Raw genomic sequence first — 21,346 nt, 5'->3', positions numbered from 1 at the left:
AGAATTTGTGTGTCCACATGTTGATACTTTACCTCCGGCTCTATCTCCAAACAGCTTTGTTGCCAGAACGCAGAAGATCAGTCGGTGGGATGAGGTATTGCCTACACACCCCGCCGTAGGCTGATTCATATCCGCAACTGCGGCCCATAGGGGGAGGGAATCCATGACAGAGCAGCATCAATCCAGCCAAGATCCACCGGTGAACCATGTTCACAGGACTGTTCCACCAGGGATGTTCAATGGGCTTTGTGCCACCGGAGTCTCGCGCAGCTTTGGTGAGGTTCACGCCGTCGTAGACATGGATCTTAAAGCCCCGGCAGGCCAGGTAACAGCCCTCATTGGACCAAACGGTGCCGGCAAGACAACACTGCTGCTAATGCTGGCAACACTGCTGGCCCCGGACACTGGCAGTATTAGTGTCGCGGGCATCGACCCGGTCAAAGATCCCAGTGCTGCCAGGGCAAAAATTGGTTGGATGCCGGATACTTTGGGTGTGTGGGAAGCCCTGACAGCTCGGGAGATTCTGGGCACCATGGCCAAGTTCTACCAGTTGCCCAAGGCCCAGATCCCGGTGCGTGTGGCGGAACTGCTTGAGCTGGTAAATCTTTCCTCGTTGGCGGACCAAAAAGCCCGGGTACTCTCGCGCGGACAACAGCAACGTTTGAGCCTGGCTCGCGCGTTGATTCATGATCCCCAAGTTTTATTGCTGGATGAACCGGCCTCGGGTTTGGACCCGGGGTCGCGCATAGCGCTACGAAATATTCTGCGTCAGCTTGCCGCTCAAGGGAAAGTTGTTGTGGTTTCATCCCACGTACTTGCCGAACTTGATGAAATTGCTGACGGGGCCGTATTCGTCAACCAGGGCCGAACAGTGATGACGCAGTCCGTTGAACAAGCGTTCGTGCAGGGCCGGAACTACTCTATTGCTGCTCTTGATCCGGATAAGTTGGCAGCCGAGCTCACCTCATTGGGCGTAAGTTTTTCGGCGGGAACAGGGCGCCGAGTTTCGGTCACAGTGAATGCAGAATCGGAACGGCACGCGGCCCAGCTACTGAGAGATTTGGTGGTGGCAGGTGTGGATGTATGTTCCTTCGCCCCTGCAACAGGGGCCCTGGAAGAGACATACATGAGCATGAAGGTGGATCAGCCATGAGCGTGAAACAATATTCTTCAGGTGTCTCTGCCGTGGTGGGCATGGAATTGCGGCAGCGACTGCGTTCCCGCGGCTGGTACATCATGCTGGTTATTTGGTTTGGGCTCATCTGGTTGGTGACAGCACTGACCTGGATCAGCTGGAAGGCGCAGTCAGATTACAACTTTGATCCCGGGTTTGGCAGGGGGAGCCCGGGACCGTTGATCTTTGAAGCCGTTTTGGCGTTTGTTTTACTCTTTGGATTATTGGTGGCACCGGCATTTTCGGCCAATGCCATCAGTGGCGATCGATCCGCTGGCACCTTGGCCATCATGCAGGTGACGTTGTTAAAGCCAGGTCAACTGATATGGGGTAAGTTTCTCGCCTCGTGGATTGCCGCACTGGCATTTTTGCTGGTGAGCGTACCGTTCTTGATCTTCGGCATTGCACAAGGTGGTGTGAGCGTTGGTTATATTTTGGTGGGCCTACTCATGCTCGCCTGTGAACTAGGGGTTGTATGTGCCCTGGGAGTGGGTATTTCGGCACTGGCCACCCGGCCACTTTTCTCAATTGTGGTGACTTATTTGGTGGTGGCTGCGCTGGCCTTCGGCACGCTCATCGCCTTCGGGCTTGGCATGATGCTCAGCAACGGAACCGTGCAGGTAAACCAGAGCTACTACAAAAATATGGAGATGTATCAGGGCTCGGAGGGATTCGAGGCGGAATCTGATCGGGAATATAAGGACGATGAGATGTACCCCGCACCTCCCAACCCCAAGGACATCACCGATGAAAATCAGGAGTATGCCTGTTTTGGTCCTTTGGTGGAACAGCAGGCACCTCGCTCGGAAAGGGTGGCCTGGATGTTAGGCATGAATCCGTTCGTGGTGGTAGCAGATGCCATTCCCTACCCGAATACAAACGACTCGATGCAACAGGGCAGCTCAAGTGGAATGTTCGAGATGATCAGTCAAGGTGCCCGCTACGTCCAGGCAGGCCCCGAGTCCACGTATCAGTGTGCCAATGGCAAGGTCGCGGCACCGTATCTCACCAAGCAGGCGCCGCTGTGGCCATTAGGACTGGGATTGCAACTGTTGGTGACGGCGGGAGTGTTGGCACTGGGGTGGCGTTCACTGCGCACACCGGCAGGGAAACTGCCCAAAGGGACCCGCGTGGCCTGATCCGTGCCCTGCGAGCCCCCGACGCTGCGCGAGTTGCCACTTATGGCGCCCAAACACACGTTTTGGGGGCCATAAGTGGCAACTCGGTGCGGAACAGAGCCGGTAGCGGGGCCTTAGACGGAAACCGAGGTGCGTGGCGCGCGCATTAGCACCGCTTCCTCTGGAATCTGACGGATGGCACCCTTGTCGGCGCTGGTAGCCATAGAGGCATAGGCCTTCAACGCAGCAGAGACCTGGCGAACACGTCCCACGGGCTGGTAGCCCGTGGTTGCCTCGAGTATTTCCCGGCGGGCGTTGAGTTCGCCGTCGTCGACCAGCAGTTCCATGGAGCGGTTCGGAATATCGATCCGGATGCGGTCACCGTCCTGCACCAAGGCGATGGTTCCTCCGGCCGCGGCCTCGGGGGAGACGTGGCCAATTGAGAGCCCGGAGGTGCCGCCGGAGAAACGGCCGTCGGTGATGAGTGCACAGACCTTGCCCAGGCCCAAGCCCTTCAAGAACGAGGTGGGATAGAGCATCTCCTGCATACCGGGGCCGCCGCGCGGGCCCTCATAACGGATGACTACCACGTCTCCTGCCTTGACAATCTTGCTGAGAATCTTTTCCACGGCTTCGTCCTGGGATTCGCACACCACAGCCGGTCCCTCAAACGTCCAGATGGACTCGTCAACACCGGCTGTCTTGACCACGGCGCCATCTATGGCGATATTTCCGCGTAGCACCCCCAGGCCGCCGTCCTTGGAGAAGGCGTGCTCCACATCGTGCAGGCACCCTTCCACAGGGTCGGTGTCCAGGGAGGTCCACTCGGCGGATTGTGAGAATGCGGTGGAGGAGCGTTGGCCTCCCGGTGCCGCGGTCCACAAGGCAAGGGCCGCGTCGGTGGCTTTCCCGCCGCGGATGTCCCAGTCATCAAGCCATCCCGTAAGGTCCTTTGAGTGGACCGAGTTGACGTTCGTGTGGAGCAGCCCGCCGCGGTTGAGCTCACCCAAAAGGGCGGGGATGCCGCCGGCCCGGTGGACGTCCTCCATGTAGAAGGTTTTGTCCCCTGCCACGTTCGGGGCTACTTTTGCCAAGCACGGGACCACCCGTGACTTCGCGTCGATGTCGTCAAGATCGTATTTCAGCCCGGCCTCCTGCGCTGCGGCCAGCAAGTGCAGGATCGTGTTGGTGGAGCCACCCATGGCGATGTCCAAAGCCATGGCGTTATCGAAGGCTTCGAAGCTGGCGATCGAACGCGGCAGGACGGACTCGTCGTCGTCCTCATAGTAGCGTTTGGCGATCGCCACGGCGGTGGCACCGGCACGCTCGTACAGTTCCTTGCGTGCGGTGTGGGTGGCCAGCAGTGAGCCGTTGCCGGGCAATGACAGCCCAATGGCTTCGGTGAGGCAGTTCATGGAGTTGGCCGTGAACATCCCTGAGCAGGAGCCGCAGGTGGGGCACGCGTTGGCCTCTATGAGGTCAATGTCTTCATCGGAAATGGAGGAGTCCACGGCGTCGGAAATGGCGTTGACCAGATCCAGGGTGCGGATGGAACCGTCGGTCATGGTGACCCGTCCAGCTTCCATGGGCCCGCCGCTGACAAAAACGGTGGGAATGTTCAGGCGCAGAGCAGCCATGAGCATGCCGGGGGTGATCTTGTCGCAGTTGGAGATGCACACCAGCACGTCGGCGCAGTGCGCATTGACCATGTATTCAACGGAGTCAGCAATGAGGTCGCGGGAGGGCAGCGAGTAGAGCATGCCGCCGTGGCCCATGGCGATGCCGTCATCCACGGCGATGGTGTTGAACTCGCGGGCAATGGCGCCGGCTTCGTGAATGGCGTCGGAAACGATCCGGCCAACAGGTGCGAGGTGGGTGTGACCGGGGACAAACTCGGTGAAGGAGTTCGCGACGGCCACGATCGGCTTGCCGATGTCCGCTTTGGCAACGCCGGAGGCCATCATGAGGGCGCGGGCGCCTGCCATGTTGCGGCCGTGGGTGACTGTTCTTGAACGTAATGGGGGCATAAGAATAGTTAAGCAGCTTTAGTGGCCGCTCCGGAAGACGGTGCTGCTACTAGTAGTGGCAGTGCTAGATTTGTTCAAATGAATGAAGAACGACGGCGTGAGCTGGGTCAGTTTCTCCGTGACCGCCGCGGGGCGTTAGTCCGTGCGGAGCATGGCTTGCCACCTATAGGACGAAGCCGCATGATGGGCTTGAGGCGCGAAGAGATTGCCGCTTTCTCTGCCGTTAGTGTGACTTGGTACACCTGGTTGGAGCAGGGGCGGGACATTAATGCTTCCCGCCAAGTCCTTGAATCTGTTGGCCGGGTACTCCGACTCAGCACGGCTGAGGCGGCCTATGTTCTGGCGCTGGGAGGCCACGTAGCCGAACCAGCCACTGGAACTGTCATAGAGTCTGTGCCCCCACATCTGCAGGCCCTGTTAGATGCTTGGGATTTTCCGGCCTTTGCGGTGGCCCCTGGGTGGGGGATCGCTGGATGGAATCACGCCTACGAATGCCTATATTCACGTATTTCGGAGGTTGCCCCTGAGCAGCGGAACCTGTTGTGGCTGATTTTCACTGATCCGGCTTTGCATCGAATGCTGCCGGACTGGGACGTTACCTCACAACATTTCGTCGCAGAATTCCGGGCAGAGGCCGGGCCCCGGCTGGGCTCGATGACACATACCGCTATCGTGGCGAAGTTGCAGGCGGCCAGCCCTGAATTTGCACAAATTTGGGCCCGCCATAGCGTGAAAGGATTCGCTTCGCGGCAACGCGTGTTTGTGCACCCGGTTGTTGGCGAACTGGTTTTTGACCAGCACCGGCTGGTGCCTTCCGACGTTCCAGATCTGCATTTTGTCTTGTACGTGCCCACCGCCGGTACACCCACAAAACAGCGGCTTGCGGAGTTGGCTGAATCTACGCCGAAACGCTAGCCGGTGCGGGTCCGCAACCTTTAGGTGAGAGCGTTGCGACGGCCTTCAAAGGCACGGCCAAGCGTGACCTCATCCGCGTACTCCAAGTCGCCGCCCACAGGTAGACCGGAAGCCAGCCGGGTCACTGCGATGCCGATGGTTTTGAGCATGCGCGAGAGGTAAGTGGCCGTGGCCTCGCCTTCGAGGTTGGGGTCGGTAGCGATAATGATTTCCTGAATCTGGCTGTCGTTCAGGCGCGTCAGTAGTTCGCGGATGCGTAGCTGGTCAGGACCAATACCCGCTATTGGATTAATTGAGCCCCCCAGCACGTGGTACCGGCCGCGGAAGGCCCTGGTCCGTTCCACTGCAAGCACGTCTTTAGATTCCTCCACCACACAAATAATGGTCGGATCCCGGCGCGAATCACGGCAGATATTGCACAGCTCGGACTCGGTGACATTGAAGCATACGGTGCAGAACTTTACGCGTTCCTTGACAGTCACGATCGACTTAACCAAGCGTTGCATATCCTCGGCGTCGGCCTCCAGAATATGGAAAGCAAGCCGCTGGGCAGATTTAGGCCCGATTCCAGGCAAACGCCCCAGCTCATCGATAAGCTCTTGAACTGCTCCCTCGTACACAATGCCTCTTGTCTATATGGTTCAAAATCTATGGGTTCACAATGTTAGTCGCAGGTTAGTCGCAGTGCCGTGTTTGGTCAGTTTGACGGGTTCAACTGCCGCTCTTCGATCAATACTCCGCCTAGAATACGCTCAACCGCGGCTTGGCCCACCACTCCGGATTCCTCCAGTGTCACGTCGTCAGGACTTGGAACGTCCTCAACATACGGCTTGGGGGCTGCCAGTGATGGCGCCTGTGCGCGAGCAGCCTGAGCTTCGGTGCTGTTGGAGAGACGATGGTACATGCTCTGTTTGGCGCCAGTCTGGGCGGCACTATTAGATGCCTCCTTCGGCGCCGGAGCCACCTGCTGCTGCGCCGTATCCGTTTCCACGGGGCTTATTTCCACGGGGCTTGCCGGGACGCTCACTGTGGCAACAGTTGGATACGTGGTGGAAGCACCCAGCGGTGAGCTGATTGTTTCCTGTGCCGTGTTGAAACCAGGCGCTTGCGGTGGTGTAGTTTCCGTTATGGAGCTTGAGGCTCCTGGGGATTCTTCAGCTACTTCTGCAGATGCCGCTTCGTCCTTAGCTGTGTCTAATCCTGCTTCTGAAGCTGCATTTGACCCTGTGCTTAACCCTGTGTTTCCGCCTTGACCGGCATCGCTACTGGAATCTTGGCCGGTTCCTTTGGTGGTTCCTTGTGCCCAGTCCGGGGCGTTGGAAATGGAACCCCACCCCGGATCGGCAACATTCTGCCGGCTTGTTTGGCCCAGCGAGGCGCTCCAATCCGGCTGGGCAGGTTGGTTCCCCTGCTGGTCTGAGCGCTGGGCAATTTGTTCAGCCAGCATGGCGCTGCGTCTGGGCGCCTCAGCTTCCATCGGAGCCGCACTCACTGGTGCAGCGGCAGGGGTATCCCAGCCCGTGGTCCACGCCGAAATGGGTGAAACCTTTGGTGGTGAATAGGCGGGGACGGGTGTCTTTTCGCTAGCCGGTTGTTCTTCTGTGCGCGACCCGGTGGATGTTTCCTGGGCTGGTTGCTGGTGGCTTCCGGCCTCAGGATGGGTTGCTGAGGGATCGTAGGGGTCAGCTGGAGCATAATCAGCCGGCGGGTAGGAATCCGGATGGGGTTCGTCCCAAAGATCGCTTGGCTCAGTGGGCCCGTCCCACGGCGCCTGGGCGAGGGTAGGCTTTTGAGTTCCAGGAGAAGGCTGGGTTTCAGCGGATTCGCCAGGCTGCGGCTGTTTTTGCGCGGGGTTGGCATCAGTTGGTTCAGCAATGGGTAAACCCCAAGAGTCTCGCCGCACTGGAGCCGGGGCGGCGGTGGGGCGTTCTTGCTGTGCAGCTACATTCTCCGGCGCTGTGGCATTGCCATGATCCCCTTCACGTTCCTGTGAAGGGTTACCGGGTTGAACTTTTGGGTTTGGCTCAGCGCTCGCTCTCGTAGCGGGGGCTTCGCCGTCGGCGGGCAATATCTGTACGCTCATGCCAAGCACCTGGTTGATGGCCTGTTGCAAGTTTTCCAAGTGTCCGTTGTTGCTGAACGTTTCGATGAGACCGGATGAGGGCAGGCCGACGCGGAGTTCCCGTCCGTCAAATACTTGTGGCACAACGTTTTGATTCACCATGGCCCAGGATGCCATACGGATGCTGCGCAGGGCTCCCAAAATTTCCGGCCAGGCCCGACGAATGACTTCAATGCCTGATGAGCCAGTGCTCACAGCACCGGCTGATTCATTGCTGGCTGAACCTTGGCCGGGTGCAGCGGGAGCCGTATTTACAGTGGGCGCGGTAGCGCCAGTGCTTGCTTTAGTAGCAGCAGTAGTAGGTGCGTCGGGCTCTTGTGCGCTACTTTGCGGCGTTGTAGTTTTTTGATTCTCAGCAGGTGTTGGCAGATCATCCCATGTGGGCGCCGTTTGGGCTGCTGCTGGTTCCTGCTGAGTGGGGGCTTGTGCAGGGGTTTGCGGTTGGTTCGCGGTAGTTGCCCAATCCTGCGTGGGAGCAGCGGCGGGTGCTCGGCGTGCCGCAACTTCGGCCCCGGCAGCCTCTTTTGCCCGTGCCAGCTGTGCACGTACGGCAGCCAACCCGCCACCTGAGGTGTCGCCAGCAGGATCGGCGGGGAACGGCGTCGAACTTTGAGGGGCAAAATGTTCGGGGGCAGGGGCCTGTGCGGGCTGGGCTGCTTGGGCAGCCCCAGCGCCCGGATTGCCTGCTGGAGCCGCAGTGGGGGTTCCGGCGTAGTTAAGGCGACGTTCCAACTGGTCAAGTCGGGTTGCCATGCCTCGAACGGAGGAGTCAGTTCCGGGCAGCAGAAGACGTGCGCCTAATAGTTCAAGGTGCAGGCGTGGCGATGTTGCGCCAGTCATTTCGTTGAAGGCCGCGTTGGTAACGTCCGCAGCCCGGGAAAGTTCAGCGGCACCTAATTGGGCTGCCTGTGTTTGCATGCGGGCAATGAGCTCATCGGGTGTGCCGCGCAAAATGGCGTGGGCACTTTCCGGCATGGCCTGAACAATGATGAGATCACGGAAACGTTCGAGGAGGTCTTCCACGAAACGACGGGGATCGTGACCGGTTTGCACAACCCTATCCACCGACTTGAACACGGTGGCGGAGTCGCTGGCGGCCAACGCCTCAACAACATCATCGAGCAGCGAGGAGTGGGTGTAGCCAAGCAGGTCGATTGCTAGATCGTAGTCAAGACCGGCCGCTCCGGCCCCAGCCATCAACTGGTCAAGAACTGAAAGGGAATCGCGCACTGAACCGCCACCGGCGCGGACAACAAGGGATAAGACGCCGGGGGCAACAGCAACCTGCTCTTGTTCGCACAGTTGTGCCAAATAGGCCATCAACGGCTCGGGTGGCACCAGCCGGAAAGGATAATGGTGCGTGCGGGAGCGGATGGTGCCAATCACCTTGTCAGGTTCGGTGGTGGCAAAGATGAACTTGATGTGCTCCGGCGGTTCTTCAACGATCTTTAGCAGGGCGTTGAAGCCGGCAGATGTGACCATATGGGCTTCGTCAATGATGAAGATTTTGTAGCGGTCACGGATGGGGGCAAAGGTGGCGCGTTCACGCAGATCGCGCGCATCGTCAACGCCACCGTGGCTGGCGGCATCAATTTCTATAACGTCCAGGGAGCCGGAGCCTCCGCGCGCAAGCTCCACGCAGCTATCGCATTCACCGCAAGGATTCGCCGTGGGGCCCTTGGCGCAGTTCAGGCAGCGGGCAAGAATGCGGGCCGATGTGGTTTTTCCGCAACCGCGTGGGCCTGAAAACAAGTACGCGTGGTTGACTCGGTTCTTCTCCAGGGCAGCCATTAGGGGACCCGTGACGTGTTCCTGACCGATGACTGTGGCAAACGAATCGGGACGGTACCGGCGATACAGGGCTGTTGGTGCACTCACAGTTGATACCCTATCTAATCTGCCTGACAAAATGCCGGTCGGAGCCGCAGACTGGGCAAATTTGGGGATAAGTTTTTGGGAAAAGTAAAGACCCCTCATGCACCCGCCAGAGCCCGCTTACCCTTGCTACCTTCCGGTCCTGGGGGAGTTCACAGGGTGACGCCACATGAGGGGCCGAAAAACAGCCTACCCGACTGTTGCGATGCGTGCGAATCCAGCTGCAACTAGGAAGGCATATCAATTCCTTGCCCGCGGTGGTAGCTTCACCTCATAGGGGCACCGATGCCATTGCCAACCCGGTCCCGCAACGTTTGGCCCCTGCGTTGCTTGGGCCACTGTAGGGAGTGGACCGCCATGTTGACTTATGGTTTCTTTGAATGGATTTTCTGGGTGCTGGCTTTTTGCACGGGAATTTTGGCGCTGGCACGTATTGAAGTGTTTTCAACCCACTCCTCTCAGCGTGTTCATCGCCATTCAGGTCAGCAGATACTCCTGTGGATCATGACCATAGCGTTTGCGCTCTCAGGTTTTGTCACAGCAGCGCTGGCTATGCGGGCTGGGTACTGATTTCGGCCAGGAATGGGTGACGTGAGTGCTGTCGAAACTCGTTGTTACGTCTAAACGTCGCATTAGTGACGGGCGAATATGACAATCTTGTAAAGTTGGATAGGTGTTGTAGAGGCGGCGGAGCACCGCTGACTGCGACGCTTGGGTGCCTTGCGTGCCCGATCCTGCTGCATGGTCTGCCTTTGGCATTGACCGCTAGGGGGGAATGAGGGCGGTGGGGCTTGAACGGGGCCGTATTGCCCTTATTTCTTGCTATCACCAAAAAGAGCCCGCTTCGATTCGTGACTTGGGTACTTTGTCAGGTACTCTTGAACCTGCTGTGTTTCGCACAGCAAGCTGGAGGATTCGCCTAGCGGCCTATGGCGCACGCCTGGAACGCGTGTTGGGTTAACGCCCTCGGGGGTTCAAATCCCCCATCCTCCGCCAGCGGAAGACCTGGAATCATAAAGATTCCGGGTCTTCTTTCGTTTAACCACACACCCCTGAGACGCTCGCTCACTCCACGTCCTGTTTTGCGAAACGCGGGTTAGCGGCCAAAATGTGTGTACAGCCCGGGCGTGTCAGTGGCTTCTTCCGCCCCATCCTTGTTGAATTCCATTGCCGTCTTCTGGGCTGAAGGCTGTGTCGTAGAGGGCAGGGCCGATGGGCTCGTGAACCATTTGTCGTTTCTTCTTTTTTGGTTGCCAGTGGTGGGCCTTCACTAGGTCCCAGGGATCTTTAGGGGCCTCGGTGTGGTGGTAGAGGTACCAGTCCACGGCTCGTTTGGCATGATCATCGCTAAGACCTCGATGGTCCCGAAGAAGGTGCTTCAAGCCAGCATTGATCCCACCCTCGAGCGGGCTCGTTGTCCTAGGGAGTTTCTGGTCTTCGGTGGCGTGGGTGAGCCAAGTAAACAGATGATCGTTCTGCAGGACTGTGGCTAGTGTTCCACGGGCTTGGCGCAGACGAAGATGCGTGAACCACCAGTTCTGGTTTGCCCGCACGTGTGAGGGCCTTTCACCGTTCTTCTTCGCGTAGGTGCGGTCCTTCAAGAACTTCTCCCAGCGTGCTTCCCAGGACGCGAACTCACCGACCCACACAGCGGCTTGATCCAGGGACTGGATCGGTGTTAAAGCCTTCGCTAGGGCCAGTAATTCCTTGCCAGCATCGAGTTTCGGACGCATCGTGAGGTGGGTACGGATGTTCTGTTGAATATGAAACAAACACCGCTGCACTCTTGTTTCTGGCCAGTGCTGACCCAACGCACTCTCGAGGCCTTTGTGCCCGTCGATGACGACCATGGCAGGGGCCGGGAGTTGCTTGAGTAACGCTGACCAGGAAGCATGTTTTTCCCGATCGCACCACTGCCAGCCAACAACGTGATCACCGGTGTAAGCAATGAGCACGCACCAGCCGTTGAAGTACGTTCCATCGAGCATGAGCACCGGGTGAATTTCCCCGGTCACAGGGGCTTGTGGGGCCACGTTCCAACACCAAGCACTCTGTCTCCGAAAGGTCCGTGATGAGCTGGCATGGGCGTCCTGACGGGTCTTGCCAGTGATCCATGACTGGAAAGCGGCGAACTCTGCTTTCTTGCTGATATCAACCCTGGATTGAGTACTGGAAGCACCACAGGATTTACACCGCCACCGGGTTTTACCTGCACTGGTCGAACCGTTCTTCACAAGCTTCTGAGCACATACACCACAACGGGGGTGGTTCTTGGGAACTGTCACCATACATGCTTTCAAAGCATGTACAAGGCCCTGCATCCCATATGATTACTGGTCAAAAGCCACTTTGCATACACACATTATGGCCGCTAACCCCGAAACGCTCGCTCATCCACGTGAGCGAGCGTCAGCTGAAACACAACGTGGACTGAGCGAGCGTCAGCTGAAACACAACGTGGAGTGAGCGAGCGTCAGAGAAAAGCGGACGTGGAGTGAGCGAGCGATGGTTAGTGGGGCAGGGCGTCCAACCAAAATTGCAGGAACGCAGCCCCGGCAAAGTCGTTGATCACCTCGTCACCAAGCCTCAGATCAGCGGCAGTCTTAATGGGGTAGGGCTTGGCAGGAACGCCCTCAGCCGGCCGTACATCCACATGTTTGACCTGGTGATCCTGATGGTGGAGCCAGTCGGCCATGGCGTAGTCCGTGCGGGAATCGCCCACCGTGCGCCAGGCCTGGGGAATAATGCCTTGAGCTGCCAGCAGTTCAACTGCGCGGCTGGCCCCCAGATCCTTACCCAAACGCACTGACTCTATATCTGTGGAAATAATCGACGGATCAACGCGGTAATCAATACGGCCCGTTGACGCCGGCGCCCGGTGCTCAAGGCGCACAGCACCCAAGTCGTGGGTCGCCAGCAAAGCCAGCGCATCGGCGTCGAACGCTTCTTGCTGGGTCAAGTAGCCGCTGCTGTCCACGTCAACGTGCTGCTCCACGGAGACCATGGCCCGTTTGGTCTCGTCAAAGAACATGTGGCTGGCATATTTGGCGGCCACAAGATCTCGAATCTCATCGCCAAATGCTGCGGGCATCACAAGGGAATCATCCACGTGAACTGGACCCGAACCCTCGGGGGTGAAACTAAACCACACAGCACCCTTTTCGCAGATGGCATGCACCACGGAGCCTGCCGGTAGCCCGGCAACAAGCATCGGCGCCATGAGTTGCTCGGCGATGAATGCATCAGATCGTCCGGTGTTGAAGACCACCGGGATGCCTCGACGGACCAGCTCAATCAGGTTAGTGATGATCTCAGGTGACACCCGGCGGTTCACTGGGCTGGCTAGCGGGCCGTCCACATCAAGGAGCAAGGCAAGCGGAGGTTGCAATAAAGTCATGGATCCATGATCCCAGCGCTGCGTGCGGAAGACCAGTTTCGGTAACCTTTTGGCAACACACTCCGCGGTTCGATGGCACGACAGTTCCTTTAGGGACGTGGAGTCCCTAGTCTGAAGAGGTGATCTTCAAAGCTGTTGGCGACAAACGCCCGTACCCAGACCATGGCTACATAACGCCCAAAGACTGGGCGGGTGTTGCGCCGCGCCAGGTCAGGTTGGCTGAACTTGTCACTACCAAAGCACAGTTGGACCTTGAAGCGCTTCTGGCCGAGGACTCCACATTTTTTGGCGACTTATTCCCGCACGTAGTGCAATGGCGCGACACGCTGTACCTGGAGGACGGACTGCACCGAGCTGTCCGTACCGCCCTGCACCAGCGCACCATCCTGCACGCCCGAGTTTTGGTGATTGATGACTAGGCGCCCGGAGGAACCGCCCAAGAGCTCTTCCTCCGCACCCGACTCTGTCGATGAGGTCCTCTTGACCCCACGTGAAAAGCGAAGAGTGGTTCGAGAAGCGCGCCGGCAAGCCCTTGACGCCGCCTATGAGCTACGCATGAAACGTAAAAGGGCCAAGGACGGGACGTCGTGGCGTGGGCATCATATTGTTGACTCGCAGGGACTTGCCGAAGCTTTCCCGGATCCCGAAACACCGGAAATCCCTTCCAGCACGGTGCGGCGTCGCATCACCCACGGCGTCACTTTGGTGCTGCTGATAGCGCTGGTGGTAGCCGCCGTCGTACTAGTGGGTATGGTGCAAAGGGGGGAACTCGTACTGAAATTGGGAGCTGATAAACCCACCCCGACGCCGGAAATTTGCCCCGCTGAAACACTTGACTACCCCGCCAATAAAACCGTCACAGTGAACGTTTATAACGGCGGGAGCATCGAAGGTAAAGCCGGCCAGGTGGCGAAGGAGCTGACGAAGCGCGGTTATCCCGTCAAGGCGATCGAGAATAAGTCCACGGACTATGCCTCGCCGACGGTTGTTATTTCAGGATCTAGCGGCCATGCCGCGGCCTTTAATATGCAGCGAAACTTCCCCAACTCCGAATATGTCCAAGATGACCGTGCGGACGGCACTGTCGATGTGATTGTGACAGGCCTGTTCAACGGACTTGTGGCCCCGCCCAAAGTGGATCAAACCCCGGGAGCTCTCTCTTGCCCGCGGCTCAGCCCACCGCCTAGCCCACCACCCAGCGAACCGGCGGTCACCGCGCCAATTGGCGGATAGCCAGGCTGCCCTAGCCGCTCTGGCCCCAGCTGAGCGCTAGAAAACGCCGCTAAGCAAGAACGGTTGGTCGGCCTTGCTCATCGAAAGTAGCGCCAACGCCCGCTTGGATAAACCTCACCGCCGCGGCAATGTTCTCTTCATCGGGGATCTCGGTGTTGCGCCGTGAAGCACTGGCTGTCAATGAACCGTGGATGAGCTGCACCAACCCTTCAACGTCAGCCTCCGGCAGGAAGCCTTGATCCATGCCCGTGCGCAGAATGTCTATTAGCAAGGTGTTAAGTTCGCCAACATGGACACCTAATTTGGCAAAGGACTCACTGGAGAGCACCGAGCGCATGGCTGGGCCCGGCGGCAGGTGCCGGCGGGTGAGATCCTCAAGCTGCGCGCGCACGTAGACGGACAAGCGGTCCACAGGATTCGCCAGACCATCCAACCTGGCCTTTAGATCGGTAACAAATTTGCCGGTTTCATCCAGTGCGTAAGCCACCAAAAGCTGTTCAAGGTCGGCAAAATAGTTATAGACGGCGGTTCTACCCACGCCCGCTGTCCTGGCCACATCAGTCATTGTCAGGCCCGGAAGGCCGTGCGTAAACAGGAGCTCGCCGAAAGCGTCGAGGATCTTACGCTGCGTTTGGGCGCGCTGTGCCGCGTTCGTGGGGGCGGCTATTCGAGGCATGCTGACAGTTTACCGGCAATTCGTCAGTAAAAGTGCACGGGTGGGTTTCCGGTGGGTTTCACCGCTGGATTGCGGCGCGCCGAATCCCCAGAACGCGCACGACGGCGTTGCTCACGTGCCGCTCGAACGGCAGTTCCGCCGTGGTTATCACCGAAGCTGCCAGTGCCTTGTCAATGCACTTTGTCACCAGCCGTTCCGGGATGTGCAAGGCGCGGCCAAAACGGAGCCAGTCATTGCGCTCCAATCCGGTGCGACTGCCCGCACTACCTCCCACGGGTAATGCCATACCAGGATCACGGGAGGGGTCCCCGTCGGTGAGGTCGGTTAGGATCCCCCCGGGAACGCCGGCGGCGAACCCCTGCTCAATCTCCGCCGCCAGTGTGCACTGTAAATCGTAGGCAGGAGCTATAAACCATTCACCATTGGGATGTTGAAGCACGGAAATGTTTTTGGCATGCAGATCACCATTGCCGGTCAACCAGGCAAAAAGAAACTGCAGAAAAATGTTTCGCGCCGCTAAGCCACGAGCCGCACACATGCTTACTGCAGTGGCAGCAACTGCTTCACTGGGTACCGAATATTTTCTGCTTGGCCCCAAACCCATCAGCTGGGCACAATCCTCAACCGCCAACGAGCCAACCGGTGACCTATCAAAACGGGAGATGAGCAACGCGGCTTGGCCAACGCCGTCGTAGACCAAACGGGCATCCGCCACTGGGATTGCAAGTGCCTTGGCCTTGTTCAGCAGCATGAACTCCGTTTCCACCTGGCGGGTGTGGCTTCCATCGTTGAACTTCAGGAGATAGGCGCGCGTGGGGTCCTTGTCGTGACGGTATGAGGCCGTGACCTTGCTTTGGGAACCTGCCAAAGCGGAGCGGTCCACCGGTCCGCTCTCCGCGCAAAAGTCAGCAAAACGAACGTTGTCCATCGATTTTTCCACCGTCAGCAGTGCCGGAATGCTCTCGGGTTTGGTGCCAGCCGGAACGATTTGGACATCACCCACGGGATTTTCACCCGCTGCAAGAAGCAAGGAGAATTCATCTGCGAGCGTGGTTTTTGCCGCCCACCGCAGTTTGGCCAGGCGCGCACCTTCTGGCAGCAGCCCGGCGAAGAATGCCGGCACGTTACCGGGGCCGAATGTCACTGGAACGTCAATGACCGGCAGGGTGGAGGCGATCGCTGCGCCGCCGTCGCTGAGGTAACCGGGCAGGTAGGAAAATACAACACCCAGGCTGGGGTAGCGGATCAATGTTGCCGCCGCTTGGCCCTTTTTATAAATTACTGCCTGAGAAACTGTTTTGGCATCTTCAGGATTCTTCATGAACCAGACACTTTCAAACTCAAGCTCATCCCCAGCGCCGATGCCACAGCAGTGAGGATGTCCAACCGCACGGTTGCCCGGCCATTTTCCAGGTCGCTAAGTACTCGCGTGGAGATGTCGGCCAGGTCAGCTGTTTCGTTTTGTGTCAGGTGCAACGATTTGCGCCTAGCCCGGAGGGTAGTGCCCAGATCGGTGGCATCCATGTGTGGTCCGGCTCTTTCCTGGTGGGTCTAGCGAGTCTGTGGTGCAGGCACTGTGCCCGTTGGCACCATCCTATGTGGCAAGCCACGATTTTCTGCACGATCTTACCGAAAATGTTTGTCTTGCATCGTGAGTACATACGCGAAGCCGGCTCGGGATTGGCTAGGGTGGGGCAGTGAACAACTTTCTGGTGAAGAGGCCATGGACAGGGCGCATCGGTGCGCTTTTGGGCATTCTACTCATGGCCCTGAGTCTGCGCCCGGCCGTATCCGTGGTTCCTCCGCTGCTGGGGGAACTGGGTGGCGAACTTGGTTTTGACGCCAGCAGCACGGGCCTGCTCGCCATGTTGCCACCGCTCATGTTCGCCATCTTTGGTCTAGGCACGCCTGGGTTGATTCGTCGGTTTGGGCTTGAAAAAGTTCTAGTTGCGTCCATACTGCTCGCCATGGGCGGGCAGTTGGTCCGTGCCCTCACAGGGGATGTTTGGTCTTTTTTGTCTCTCACGGCAGTGGTCATGGCCGGGTATGGGATTGGCAACGTGGTGCTGCCACCACTGGTTAAGAAGTACTTCCCGGACCGCGTGGGTATCTTGACCGCCGGGTACGTGACGCTTTTAGCTGTTGGCACTGCCATCAGCCCGCAACTTGCCGTACCCGTTGCTGCCGGAAGTAATTGGCGGGTCTCCGTGGGGATGTGGGCCTCGATGAGTTTTTTGGTGCTGCTGCCATGGGTTAGCCAATTCCTGCGGGACCGAAAGCAGAAGAATCGTATCGCTAGTGATGGACGGGACGACGCCGGAGCTCCCGCCCAACTGGGCGCGGCCAGCCCCGACAACGCCGCTGCTGACAACAAGGCAGAAATTCCCAAGCTCAGGCCCTGGCGTTCGCCGGTCGCGTGGGGCCTAGCTATCTTTCTGGCTGGAAATTCCGCTCAAACCTACGTCTATTTCACTTGGTTGCCGCCATATCTCTCCAGCCAAGGTCTGGACTCGTCGACCGCGGGCACCGCGCTGGCATATTTCGCTATTGTGGGTCTGCCCGTGAGCTTGTTGGTGCCGTTGTGGGTTCCTCGATTGAAAAACCCGATTGTGGCTGTCAGTGTCTTCGCGGTGTGTTGGTGCATCGGTCACGTTGGTCTCTACCTGGCCCCAATGGACGGCACGTGGTTGTGGGTTACCTTTGCCGGCTTGGGGCAGGGCACCTTTGCCACCGCTTTGCTGATGGTCAATTTGCGCTCGCGGACCACTCACGGCTCATCGGTGCTCTCCGGTTTTAGCCAAGGCATCGGCTATGCCGGGGCGGGTATTGCGCCGCTTTTCTTTGGCTCCATGCATGACACGACAGGTTCTTGGGCGGGATCATTCGCCATGCTTGGCATTTGTTTGGTCGTCATGATGGCCGGTGCAGTGATGATAAATGCCAAACATTACATCGAGGATTCAGAAGAGCAACCTAGCGTTCCTGATGCCACAGGACATGGAGTGAAGCTCGCGGACTAATGGGCAGCCGCTGCCCCTGGTGCCCGGCAGCATGCTAGAAGCTTGACGAGCTGCCAGAGCCAGAGAAGCTGCCACCGCTGGATCCATAGCCTGTACTGCTGCCGGAACTGGCGTCGCTGCGTGCGGTATCGACGCTTCTTTGGGCTGTGATGTAGCCGCTGTTGAAGGAATGCACTGAATAGAAACTGTTCCAGCCGTAGATGGAGCCAAAGATGGTGGCTTGAGACATGCTGATGTCATCTTGGCGGCTGCGCTCCATGGCAGAACGCATTTTTTTCTTCTCGGAACTGGTTTTTGCGTACTTACCGATCATCAGCTCCGAATGTTGTTGCAGTAGCGCCGTCAGCTCCGCGCGCATTACTTTGAGACGGTCCAACGCCGCTTCGGGGGAGATGAGTCTTGATTGGAAATCTCCACCAAGCTGTTCAAGATCATGAGATCTCTGGGCGTGTAGTGACGCCAGTGCCGCTGTTGTTGCCAGACCCTGCGCTTCAGGTTGGGCGATCAATGCAGGGAGTTGCTCCATATCATCCATCAAGGGCCGTACTTGCCGCTCCCAGGCGCTTTCCCAGCCGGAATACCTGTTCAGGAGAGTGTTGGTATCAGCAATCACATCGTCCAAGTTATCCAGTTCCTGCGCAAGTTCGGCATAGCGGGCCACGATCTTGACGTTGCGGCCCTTCGACATGTCCTTATCAGTGAAGGAATGGACACGTTGATTCAGTTCGCCGGCTTCGTGATAACGCGTGCTGAAAGTGCGGTATTTTTCCAGCACCAGTGAGCCGTATGTGGAGGACTCCGGAATAGTTTTAGCATTGAGCTCCGTGACATCCAGGGCCAGACTGACACTGGAAAAAGCGGCATCACCGCGTTTAAGATGCTCGCCAGCCTTCTTCCGGTTATTCCGGCGAATGATCAGCACAGTGCCAAAGCCCAGAGCCGCAAGACCACCTGTGACGCTAGCGGTGATGATGAATGCTGCCGATAGATACCAGGGCTGGTTGATCAGCGAAGCACCCTTCTTGACGCCAGCAATGGTGCCGTCGGTCCACTGGGCTTCAAGGAAAAGCTCTTTGGAAGCTTGCTGGATTGACTCCTGTTTACCCAGTGAAACTTTGCGGTCTTCACCCATATAGGTGCCTACCTGGCGACCAGCAGGATCAAAAGCAAAAATAAAGAGCCCGTCAGCCCATTTTTGTCCGTCAGCGGTGATCCATTCCGGGTGTTTCTCACGGGCGAACTGCAAAACTTTTTCGTTGAAGTTATCGCTTCGAGCGCCATTGCGGGTGTAAATCACCACCGTGGTGGGCTCGTGGAATTTAATCTGCTCCAGCGCTGTCATCAGCTGCGGCAGGTATAAAACTCCTGCGGTGTCTTCAACAACAATGTCAGTGGCAGTGACCTGCGTAGGCGCGGGTGCGCTGCCCGCCGTGGCAGCCGGAGCAATGCCCGCGGGTGCAATGCCCGCCGGTGCGCTGCCCGCGGTGGCGGCCGGGACAATGCCCAAGAGGGCCATAAGCATGAGGGCAAGAATCCCCAGAATCTTCTTCATAGGTTCAGCCCACACTGTGCCGGTCCAAAGCGCAAGTCCCTACCACGACAGCTCCACACCATGAGGGCGCAACCAAAACGTTGGCAGGGCGTTCACGCTGTGTTTAGAACTTCCCACCCGGCTGGTTCTTTACCCATGCCACGGTGGCAGCACCGAACAATGACAAAGAAAGTCACCGATGAACGCAACGAAGATGTTTTTGCCCATGCTCGGCCACACCAGGGGTAAGCGAAGCGCTGTTACGTGCAGCTTGAAGTGTGACAACGCCTGCTCCAAGGCCGTTTGCAACACTTCAACGAACAGTTATTTCCGCGATATCGCCTCCTTGGCCTTCACCCGACGGACGGCGCTGGGACTGGGGCTAGCCGGAGCCTTGAGTGCCGCCGTCGTACTTACCGGCTGCGGAACCGAGGCCGGCAGCGGGACTTCGGGTCCTACTGCCTCCGGCAAACTGGAGTTCACCCCCATCAAGGCCGTGGACGCCGCCGTGGATAGGTTCGACGTGCCGACTGGCTTCGGCTGGGCACCCATAGTGCGTTGGGGAGACCCGTTATTTACGGACACACCCGACTTCGATTTTGCCGCCCAGACGCCGGACGCGCAGGCGGGTCAGTTTGGCTACAACAATGACTACTTGGAGATTTTGCGCCAACCCGATGGCAAAAAGGGTTTGTTGGTGTGTAACCACGAGTACGTTAATCCTTCGATCATGTTCCCAGCGGCACCGGTGGATGAGGCCGAGACCGTTGCGCGTCGCAGTATTTTCCGCAACGCCGTGGGCATGAGCGTGGTGGAGTTGGAACGGGCCAAGAGGGGTACGCCGTGGAGCTATGTGCGCGGTGGGAAGTTGAACAGGCGTGTCACTGTGGATACAAAATTTGAGCTGACGGGCCCGGTTGCCGGATCGGATCTTGTCAAGACAGCGGCAGATCCGGAAGGTCGATTCGTGTTGGGCACACTGGGGAACTGCGCTGGCGGTACAACCCCGTGGGGCACAATTCTCTCCGGTGAAGAGAACTTCAACGGATTCTTCCGCACGAACGGCAGTTCGGCGCAGGACCGCCGCTACGGGTTGGAAGATGAAGAAACCAAGATGGGCTGGGAGCTCGATGACCCGCGCTTTGACGCACGCGGGGAGGACCACCGCAACGAGCCAAACCGCTTCGGTTACATTGTTGAAATTGATCCGGAAGACCCAAACTCCGTTCCTAAGAAACACAGCAGTTTGGGGCGTTTCAAGCACGAAGGTGCCAATGTAATCGTTGCCGATAATGGCAGGGTGGTTGCCTACTCGGGAGACGATGAGCGCTTTGACTACCTGTACAAATTTGTTTCCAAGAACAAATATAAAAAGGGCGACAAGGCACACAATATGACCCTGCTCGCCGAGGGGGACCTGTACGTGGCCCAGTTCGCTGGCAGTGCTGAGTCGGAGATTGACGGGACAGGCAAGCTACCGGCGGATGGCAATTTTGATGGCACCGGAAAGTGGCTTCCTCTGGTTGTTGGTGGAAAGAGTGCCATCAGCAGCATGGGTGTGCAGGAAGTATTGGTCTACACTCGGCTTGCCGCTGACATTGCCGGTGCCACCAAAATGGACCGTTGTGAAGATGTGGAGCCGAGCCTAAAGACAGGCAAGGTCTATGTGGCCTGCACCAATAACTCCAAGCGCGGCGTGGAAAAGGGTGCAAAGGCTGATGAGGCTAACCCGCGTATCGAAAACCGGGACGGGCACGTCATTGAAATCACCGAAAAGGGTGATGACGCCACGGCTACGGCCTTCAACTGGAATATCCTCCTGCTGTGTGGCGATCCGGCTAAGAACACCAGCGCCTACTTCGGCGGGTTCCCGGTGGATCAGGTCAGCCCCATTTCCTGCCCTGACAACCTGGCCTTTGATGCGGCAGGGAATCTCTGGATATCCACGGATGGTGCACCCTCGGTGATTGGTTACAACGACGGACTGTTCAAGGTGGGGCTGGAGGGCAGCAACCGCGGCAACGTCCAGCAGTTCGCTTCCATGCCGCGGGAAGCGGAAACCTGTGGGCCCATCATCCACGAGGAGGAATCGATGGTTTACGTTGCGGTCCAACACCCGGGTGAGGACGGCGATTACGGTGCACCGACCTCCATGTTCCCCGACTTTGTGGCCGCTGGAGCCTCGCCGGCCGCCGGTCAGGTCAGCGGACCCCGGCCCTCGGTGGTGCAGATTTTCTTGGAGGGCGCCAAGTAAGTAC

At 58.2% G+C, this 21,346-nt stretch carries 17 protein-coding genes, 1 tRNA gene and 1 other RNA gene; 9 read left to right on the top strand and 10 right to left on the bottom strand.

The window, feature by feature from the left end; translation table 11 throughout:
* Nucleotides 1-163 precede the first annotated feature (163 nt).
* Complete coding sequence (locus AAFM46_RS15020; RefSeq protein ID WP_283529226.1) at nt 164-1,153, top strand: ABC transporter ATP-binding protein; 990 nt, start codon at nt 164-166, stop codon at nt 1,151-1,153.
* Nucleotides 1,150-2,313: an ABC transporter permease gene (locus AAFM46_RS15015; RefSeq protein WP_283529228.1), complete on the top strand. Its 1,164-nt coding sequence runs from the start codon at nt 1,150-1,152 to the stop codon at nt 2,311-2,313. The genes AAFM46_RS15020 and AAFM46_RS15015 overlap by 4 nt, the downstream gene beginning before the upstream one ends.
* A 113-nt stretch (nt 2,314-2,426) precedes the next feature.
* Here AAFM46_RS15015 and ilvD read toward each other — a convergent pair whose 3' ends face one another.
* Nucleotides 2,427-4,319, bottom strand: coding sequence for a dihydroxy-acid dehydratase (gene ilvD / locus AAFM46_RS15010; RefSeq protein WP_283529231.1), 1,893 nt, complete (start codon nt 4,317-4,319; stop codon nt 2,427-2,429).
* Between the two features lie 78 nt (nt 4,320-4,397).
* On the opposite strand from ilvD, the gene AAFM46_RS15005 reads away from it, so the two are divergent.
* Nucleotides 4,398-5,234: a helix-turn-helix transcriptional regulator gene (locus AAFM46_RS15005; protein ID WP_343318622.1), complete on the top strand. Its 837-nt coding sequence runs from the start codon at nt 4,398-4,400 to the stop codon at nt 5,232-5,234.
* Between the two features lie 20 nt (nt 5,235-5,254).
* On the opposite strand, the gene recR is transcribed toward AAFM46_RS15005, so the two are convergent.
* From recR to ffs, 3 genes are all read right to left on the bottom strand, one after another.
* Complete coding sequence (gene recR, locus AAFM46_RS15000) at nt 5,255-5,854, bottom strand: recombination mediator RecR (protein WP_283529240.1); 600 nt, start codon at nt 5,852-5,854, stop codon at nt 5,255-5,257.
* Between the two features lie 77 nt (nt 5,855-5,931).
* Nucleotides 5,932-9,234 carry a DNA polymerase III subunit gamma and tau gene (locus AAFM46_RS14995; RefSeq protein ID WP_343318621.1) on the bottom strand — a complete coding sequence of 1,101 codons (3,303 nt, stop codon included), beginning with the start codon at nt 9,232-9,234 and terminating at the stop codon, nt 5,932-5,934.
* Between the two features lie 83 nt (nt 9,235-9,317).
* An RNA gene (gene ffs / locus AAFM46_RS14990) (signal recognition particle sRNA small type) lies at nt 9,318-9,413 on the bottom strand.
* Nucleotides 9,414-9,588: 175 nt separating this feature from the next.
* Here ffs and AAFM46_RS14985 point away from each other — a divergent pair.
* Both AAFM46_RS14985 and AAFM46_RS14980 read left to right on the top strand, forming a co-directional pair.
* Nucleotides 9,589-9,801, top strand: a complete 213-nt coding sequence (locus AAFM46_RS14985; RefSeq protein ID WP_283529244.1) for a hypothetical protein — start codon at nt 9,589-9,591, stop codon at nt 9,799-9,801.
* Between the two features lie 338 nt (nt 9,802-10,139).
* A tRNA-Ser gene (locus AAFM46_RS14980) sits at nt 10,140-10,227 on the top strand.
* Nucleotides 10,228-10,361: 134 nt separating this feature from the next.
* Here AAFM46_RS14980 and AAFM46_RS14975 read toward each other — a convergent pair.
* Complete coding sequence (locus AAFM46_RS14975) at nt 10,362-11,516, bottom strand: IS1249 family transposase (RefSeq protein ID WP_343320463.1); 1,155 nt, start codon at nt 11,514-11,516, stop codon at nt 10,362-10,364.
* Between the two features lie 224 nt (nt 11,517-11,740).
* Entirely contained in the window at nt 11,741-12,628 is an 888-nt protein-coding gene (locus tag AAFM46_RS14970) for a hypothetical protein (protein WP_343318620.1), read from the bottom strand.
* Nucleotides 12,629-12,747: 119 nt separating this feature from the next.
* On the opposite strand from AAFM46_RS14970, the gene AAFM46_RS14965 reads away from it, so the two are divergent.
* Nucleotides 12,748-13,047 (top strand): type II toxin-antitoxin system VapB family antitoxin, encoded by a 300-nt coding sequence (locus AAFM46_RS14965; RefSeq protein ID WP_283529249.1) that lies wholly within the window; start codon nt 12,748-12,750, stop codon nt 13,045-13,047.
* Nucleotides 13,040-13,861, top strand: a complete 822-nt coding sequence (locus AAFM46_RS14960; RefSeq protein WP_343318619.1) for a LytR C-terminal domain-containing protein — start codon at nt 13,040-13,042, stop codon at nt 13,859-13,861. The genes AAFM46_RS14965 and AAFM46_RS14960 overlap by 8 nt, the downstream gene beginning before the upstream one ends.
* Nucleotides 13,862-13,910: 49 nt before the next feature.
* Here the strand turns inward: AAFM46_RS14960 and AAFM46_RS14955 are convergent, their stop codons facing one another.
* Genes AAFM46_RS14955 through AAFM46_RS14945 form a run of 3 tightly spaced genes read right to left on the bottom strand, consistent with a single transcriptional unit; the run spans nt 13,911 to nt 16,061 of the window.
* On the bottom strand, nt 13,911-14,537 hold the full coding sequence (locus tag AAFM46_RS14955; protein ID WP_283529253.1) for a TetR/AcrR family transcriptional regulator: 627 nt from the start codon (nt 14,535-14,537) through the stop codon (nt 13,911-13,913).
* Between the two features lie 58 nt (nt 14,538-14,595).
* On the bottom strand, nt 14,596-15,858 hold the full coding sequence (locus tag AAFM46_RS14950; RefSeq protein ID WP_343318618.1) for a HipA domain-containing protein: 1,263 nt from the start codon (nt 15,856-15,858) through the stop codon (nt 14,596-14,598).
* Nucleotides 15,855-16,061, bottom strand: a complete 207-nt coding sequence (locus AAFM46_RS14945) for a helix-turn-helix domain-containing protein (protein ID WP_283529257.1) — start codon at nt 16,059-16,061, stop codon at nt 15,855-15,857. Before AAFM46_RS14945 ends, AAFM46_RS14950 begins: the two co-directional genes overlap by 4 nt.
* A 173-nt stretch (nt 16,062-16,234) precedes the next feature.
* Between AAFM46_RS14945 and AAFM46_RS14940 the strand changes: the two genes are divergently transcribed.
* Nucleotides 16,235-17,557: an MFS transporter gene (locus tag AAFM46_RS14940; RefSeq protein WP_343318617.1), complete on the top strand. Its 1,323-nt coding sequence runs from the start codon at nt 16,235-16,237 to the stop codon at nt 17,555-17,557.
* A 34-nt stretch (nt 17,558-17,591) separates the two neighbouring features.
* Here the strand turns inward: AAFM46_RS14940 and AAFM46_RS14935 are convergent, their stop codons facing one another.
* Nucleotides 17,592-19,109, bottom strand: coding sequence for a DUF5129 domain-containing protein (locus AAFM46_RS14935; protein WP_343318615.1), 1,518 nt, complete (start codon nt 19,107-19,109; stop codon nt 17,592-17,594).
* A 178-nt stretch (nt 19,110-19,287) separates the two neighbouring features.
* Between AAFM46_RS14935 and AAFM46_RS14930 the strand changes: the two genes are divergently transcribed.
* On the top strand, nt 19,288-21,342 hold the full coding sequence (locus tag AAFM46_RS14930) for a PhoX family phosphatase (protein WP_343318613.1): 2,055 nt from the start codon (nt 19,288-19,290) through the stop codon (nt 21,340-21,342).
* Nucleotides 21,343-21,346 lie beyond the last annotated feature (4 nt).

This window comes from Arthrobacter sp. TMP15, assembly GCF_039529835.1.
GTDB lineage: Bacteria > Actinomycetota > Actinomycetes > Actinomycetales > Micrococcaceae > Specibacter.
Note: the sequence above shows the minus strand (reverse complement) of the source record. Positions and strands in the feature narration are given on the sequence as shown.